This is a genomic window from Deltaproteobacteria bacterium, from assembly GCA_009929795.1.
GTDB lineage: Bacteria > Desulfobacterota > Desulfovibrionia > Desulfovibrionales > Desulfomicrobiaceae > RZZR01.
In genome coordinates this window covers 1-5,923 of the sequence record RZZR01000139.1, presented here as the reverse complement: position 1 = coordinate 5,923, position 5,923 = coordinate 1, and the positions used below count along the sequence as shown (strand labels likewise).

At 60.2% G+C, this 5,923-nt stretch carries 4 protein-coding genes; 2 read left to right on the top strand and 2 right to left on the bottom strand.

What is annotated here, in order from left to right; genetic code table 11:
• A partial coding sequence (locus tag EOM25_11620) for a hypothetical protein (protein NCC25820.1) occupies positions 1 to 1,178 on the bottom strand: 1,178 nt, incomplete at its 3' end.
• A gap of 276 nt (positions 1,179 to 1,454) precedes the next feature.
• Positions 1,455 to 3,164, bottom strand: coding sequence for an adenine deaminase (gene ade / locus EOM25_11615; protein NCC25819.1), 1,710 nt, complete (start codon positions 3,162 to 3,164; stop codon positions 1,455 to 1,457).
• Positions 3,165 to 3,313: 149 nt separating this feature from the next.
• Here ade and EOM25_11610 point away from each other — a divergent pair, with 149 nt between their 5' ends.
• The gene (locus EOM25_11610; protein NCC25818.1) at positions 3,314 to 4,108 is read left to right on the top strand and encodes an HD-GYP domain-containing protein; all 795 of its coding nucleotides are present in this window, start codon (positions 3,314 to 3,316) and stop codon (positions 4,106 to 4,108) included.
• Between the two features lie 56 nt (positions 4,109 to 4,164).
• A partial coding sequence (locus tag EOM25_11605; GenBank protein NCC25817.1) for a PAS domain S-box protein occupies positions 4,165 to 5,923 on the top strand: 1,759 nt, incomplete at its 3' end.

The window sequence follows — 5,923 nt, the reverse complement described above, 5'->3', positions numbered from 1 at the left end:
TCGTTGGTCTTGGCGTTCAAGATGTTCGACACCCCGCACCCGTTCCAGCCGTTCTGGATGTTCGTGGACAGATATGGAATCACGTACCGGCAGGCCGGACCACACTTCACCGCCACCCCGGCCGGATACTCGATCCCGGTCTCGATGCCCGTCACCGTCCAAGTATCAGGTGAAACCAGGGCCAGTTTCGTCACTGATCCAGAAGTAGAAGGATTCCCGACAAGGATTCGGCCATCATTCAAAAGGGCCATGGCATCCACTCCGAAATAGGCTCCAGAGGCATCTGAAAACACAGATACCACTTCGGACGTTTCCAGAATGACCTGGCCAGGCCCTTGGACGATCAAGCTGGAAAGGCTGTCCGGAGAGGAACTCGTCGACAAGACATAGGCCCGTGTTCCTGTTTTGGAAAAAATTATGGATTGCTGCCCACCCGGCAATCCGGAAACAGACGGCGTCACCCCGGGTACGATCACTCCAGGTTCAGTGATCCTGAAGACGCCAACCGTGTCGTCTTCATAATTGGCAACGAGAACGGTCTGACCATCGGGGGCCACAGTCACATTAACAGGCCAACCGGGTGCCGGCAAACTGGCCTCTCCGGTCAAGCCCGTGCTTGTATCCAGCCTCCCAAAAATTACAAGTTTACTGAAGTAATCGCAGATGATCACCGTTTCATTGTCCGGAGCGATGGCCACGGCATGAGCACCCGCCGTGCCATTGCCCGTCTGCAGCTCGTATTCCGCGAGAAGCGTTCTGGCCTGCACGTCGAGCAGGGCCACTTTATTGTTCGAGGCTCCATCGGCCACCATGGCGTAGCGACCGTCGCTCGTCAGGGCGATATCCTCAGGAAAAACGCTGATCTCAATCGATCCAAGAATACTTGGTTCGAATGGGTTTCCGATATCCATGAAATACACCGTACTGTTTTGATAACTGCTGATCAGGGCGATATCACCATCAGGAGTCACGGCAATGTCCAGGACTTCTGCTCCGCTTCCCATCTCACCGGCCAAAAATGGCCCATGAACCTTTGGATCGGCCCCATTCTTAAATTCCACCATCGAAATCGTACCATTCGCTCCGTTGGCCACGATACCCCAATCGGCCGCCCATCCGGGCAGGACCAACGCCAAGGACAGTAACATCCCGAAGATCGCCAACCTCAAACGCTTCATGACCGCCTCCCGTTGTTGAAAGCCACCGTCAAAATAATTTTGGGAAACAATGCTCCGGGCAATACGAACTGTCAATCCCATCGGCGAAAAGCACCCCGCTCCGTATCTCAAAAAATTGACGGGGCAGAAACCTCGCCTCCTCGTTCATCGCAATGGAAAATCATCAACCGCCCACCTTCCAAGGAAACGAGCTCCTCAAAAACAACCGAGCGGCAGGAATGAAAACCTTCCTGCCACACGACATGGTCCAAAGCCCGTTCATGGACCTTCCCGGCTCTACTCGACGAACAGGTCCACGATCTCGAACCGTTCCACGTCCACCAATCCCTTGTCGGTGAGTTTCAGGCTGGGGATGACCGGCAGGGACATGAATCCCAGGGTCATGAAGGGGTCTTCCAGATGACAGCCCAGAGCCCTGGCTGCGGAGATGACCGCTTCAAGGGATCGGCTGACCTCCGGGAGGGGCCGGTCAGACATGAGTCCGGCTATGGGCAGGGGCAGTCGGGCCATGATCTCGCCCCTGTCCGCCACGGCCATGCCTCCACCCATTTCAATGACGGCCCGGGCCGCAGCCTTCATGTCATGATCTTCGCATCCCACGACCAGAAGGTTGTGCGAGTCATGGGCCACGGTGGTTGCCAGGGCCCCGGAACGCAGACCAAAGCCGCGAATGAATCCCAGACTTCGACGGCCATGGCCCGTGTACCGTTCAACCACAGCCAGCTTGAGAATGTCGCGGCCCGGATCGGATTCGGCCAGACCGGCCTCGTTTCTGGCCTCCTCCACGGAAGACCCGGTGATCAGTTGATCGGGAATGATCTGAATGACCCTGATCCTGGTCCCCAGGGCCGGAACGGTGAAATCGAGGCCGTCGGGATGGATGCGCATGATCCGGCGGGGCAGAGCCGGCTCCGGCATGTTCAAGCCGGGAACCATTCGCCCATTCTCGGCCGTCAGGCGTCCCCGGCAGTAGACCCGGCAAGGCCGGATGTGCTCCAGGCTTTCCAGAACCACCAGATCGGCCGTCTTACCCGGGGCGATGCCTCCCCGATCCCGCAGCCCGAAATACTCGGCCGGGTTCAAGGTGGCCATGGTGATGGCCGTGACCGGATTGAGTCCCCGGGACACGGCCCGACGCAGAATCATGTCCAGATCACCCTCGTCGAGGAGGGAGTTTGGATGGCGATCGTCGGTGCACCACATCATCCGTCTGCTGGTGATCTGGTCAATGCCCGGATACAGTCCATCCAGGTTCCGGGCCCCGGTGCCCTCGCGGATCATGATCCACATTCCGGCCCGAATTTTTTCCAGGGCCTCGGCCGAAGTCGTACACTCGTGGTCGGAGCCAATGCCGGCCGAGACATAGGCATTGAGATCCAGGCCCGAAAGACCCGGAGCATGACCGTCGATGACCTTTCCGGCCCGCTTGGCCACGGCAATCTTGGCCCAGACAGAAGGAATGCCTTGGATGACGCCAGGAAAATTCATGACCTCGGCCAGGGCCACCACCCGGGGATGATTCAGGAACGGCTCCAGATCCCAGGACTCAAGTCTGGCACCGGATGTCTCCATGTCAGTCGCCGGAACGCAGGATGACAGGGCCAGGTACACGGTCAACGGCAGGCCTTCGCTGGTCTCAAGCATGTAGTTGATGCCGTCAGCCCCAAGGACGTTGGCGATCTCGTGGGGGTCGGCCACCACGGCCGTCGTGCCGAGGGGGAGAACCGTCCGGGCGAACTCCGGCACGGAACCCATGGAACTCTCGATGTGGACATGGGCATCAATGAATCCCGGAGCCAGACAGGCCCCGGCCAAATCAACGACTTCCCGGCCTTCGTATGGCCCCATGCCGAGAATCCGGCCTCCAGAAACGCCCACATCTGCTGGAATCAGTCGACCGGTGTACACGCACACTACTCTGGCGTTCCGAAAGACCAGATCGGCCAATTCCTCGCCCCTGGCCGCAGACAAAAACGCTCTCTGCATACATGCCTCCCCTGAAAGAAAACGAACCTGCGAGGCCGCCCCCCGCTTGAGCTCTCCAAAAAAAACTTCCACTCACGGGAAACACGATCCCGACCGGAAAGCAAGTCCGCTATGGCCTTTTGCCGGGATGTCCGGTAGAGAAAAAATTTATGGATCATACCCAGCGCCTCCACCAATGCATCCGGGACATCGCTGCCGGCCGATATTCCGGGGCAGTTCTCGAGCTGACCCGCGATGAATATCCGACCGAGGTCCGAGAGCTGGCCGAGGCCGTGGGCATGATGATGGTCGGCATCGAATCACGCCAGTTCCACCTCGAACAACTGGCCGAAACCATCCGCCAAAACTCCCTGAAAACGGTGACCTCCATAGCCCACGCCCTTGGGGCCCGGGACGAATACACGGTCGGGCACGACGAGCGTGTTGCCGCCTATTCCGTCCGTCTGGCGGCCCGCTTCGGCCTTCCCAAGCGGGAACGCCGCGACATCGAACTGGCTGGGCTCCTCCACGACATCGGCAAGATTCACTTTTCCGACCGCCTGTTTTCCGACCTGGACACCGCCGAGTCCCCGGAAATCATCGAGGAAATACGCCTCCATCCCGCCGTCGGCTACGAGATCCTCAAGCATCTCGATTTTCTGGACCCGGTGCCCGAACTGGTCCTCGCCCATCACGAGCGCATGGACGGCCATGGCTATCCCAGGGGCCTGACCGGCCCCGACATTCCTCTCGGAGCCAGAATACTGGCCGTGGCCGACTGCTTCGACGCCATGACCACCAACCGATCCTATCGGAAAGGCCGCAGTGTGGATCAGACCCTCGCCAGTCTCCGCGACATGGCCGGCCCACATTTGGACCCGGATCTGGTCCCCCTATTCGTCTCGGACATCGAAGATGGAGGGCTGGAGTCCCAGTCCCGGCTCTGGACCTCCGACCAGGCCTGACCTATGAGGAAGCCGTCGGCCCGGCCAAAGACCACCCGGGCCCAATATCCCCAATCATGAACACGAACGCCGCCCCCGACAGGATGAGATGGTATCTCCTCCCGGCCCTGGCCATCTATCTGGCCGGACTCACGGCCTACGCCCTGTGGTCCGACACCCGCACCAAGCGGCTCATCCTCGAGGACATCGACCAACGGATTCTGGTCGCGGCCCGGGCACTTCCCTACATCCTTCCCCCTGACTTTCATGATCGGGCAGTCGCTCCGGAGGCCATCGGACCCGAAGAGGAGCTCGCCCTCAGGTCCGCAGTGACCGGCTTTGCGGCCGACTCAGGCTTTGTCTACGTCTACACCCTGGTATCCTGGCAGGATGGATTCTACTTTTCCGCCCCCACCGTGACCGAGGAGGAGGCCCTGGAAAGGGAATCCTGGTATTTCTATCCCTACGAGGACATCCCCGAGGAATTTGTCAAGGCCTTGAACGGCACCGACCCGGTCTACGTCTCCTATTCGGACCAGTGGGGAACGTTCCGCTCCGTGGCCCTGCCCCGTTCCTCTCCCGACGGCAGGCCCTACCTGGCCTGCGCAGATCTCGACATCGGGCATGTCCAGGACCTGGTCCACCAAAACACCCTGGTCACCGTCGGCACGACATTCTTCTTCATCGCCCTGACCCTGCCCATTATCATTGCCTTCAGGGCCATGTGGATGGGCCACTACAGCCGCCTGACCGCGGCCAACCACGAACTGCGTCAGGCCCAGAACCGTCAGAAACAGCTCCTGACAAATCTGGAGGAAGAACGGGAAAAACTCTCAGACAGCCAAAGAAGCTACCGCCAACTGGTCGACCATGTGGCCAGCGCCATCATCAGGCTTGACAGTCACTGTCGGGTAACCTTCTTCAACGAATACGCCCAGACGCTTTTCGAACTGAAGGAGGAGGCCGTGCTGGGACGGGATTTCGCCGCGACTATCCTCGAAAATGCCGGACTCCAGGGCCGGGACATGGCCGGAGCCCTGACCTCTCTCCTCGAGGGCGACCAGACAACGGCCCAGTATGAGACCCGGCACAAACTCCTTCGGGGCAAGGTCGGCTGGGTCCACTGGTCCTGCCGGGCCGTGGCCGATCAGGACTCGGACGATGCGAGCATTCTCTGCGTCGGGCAGGACGTGACCATCCGCAAGAGGCTCGAGGCCGATCTCGTCCGGGCCCTTGACGAGGCCCAGGCCGCCAGCCGGGCCAAGGGCATCTTTCTGGCAAACATGAGCCACGAGATCCGCACCCCCCTGAACGCCCTGCTCGGCTACACCCAGCTTCTGGCCCGGAATGAGGACTTGACCGAAAATCAGAAGGAACAGATCGCCATCATCGAGTCCAGCGGAAACCATCTTCTGACTCTCATCAACGACATACTGGAGATGTCGAGGATCGAGGCCGGCAAGGTTCCCATCGTTCCCACCGACTTCGAATTCCGGCCCCTCATGAACGAGATCGGAGCCATGTTCCGGGCCGCAGCCCGGGCCCGGGGCCTCGAACTGGACATCGGCGTCGCCGACGATATCCCCGTAGCCATGCACGCCGACCCGACCAGAATCCGTCAGGTAGTCATCAACCTCGTGGGTAACGCCCTGAAATACACTGTCTCCGGCGGAGTGTCCGTTCGGTCCGAGTTCGCCACCCAGACTCGAAGCCAGGGCCCGGGCCTGGTCACGATCACAGTCCGCGACACCGGCCCAGGCATCCCCGAAGGCAGCCTGAACCGGGCCATGGAGGCCTTCGAACGAATTTCCGATCACGAATGCTGCCCCATAGGCT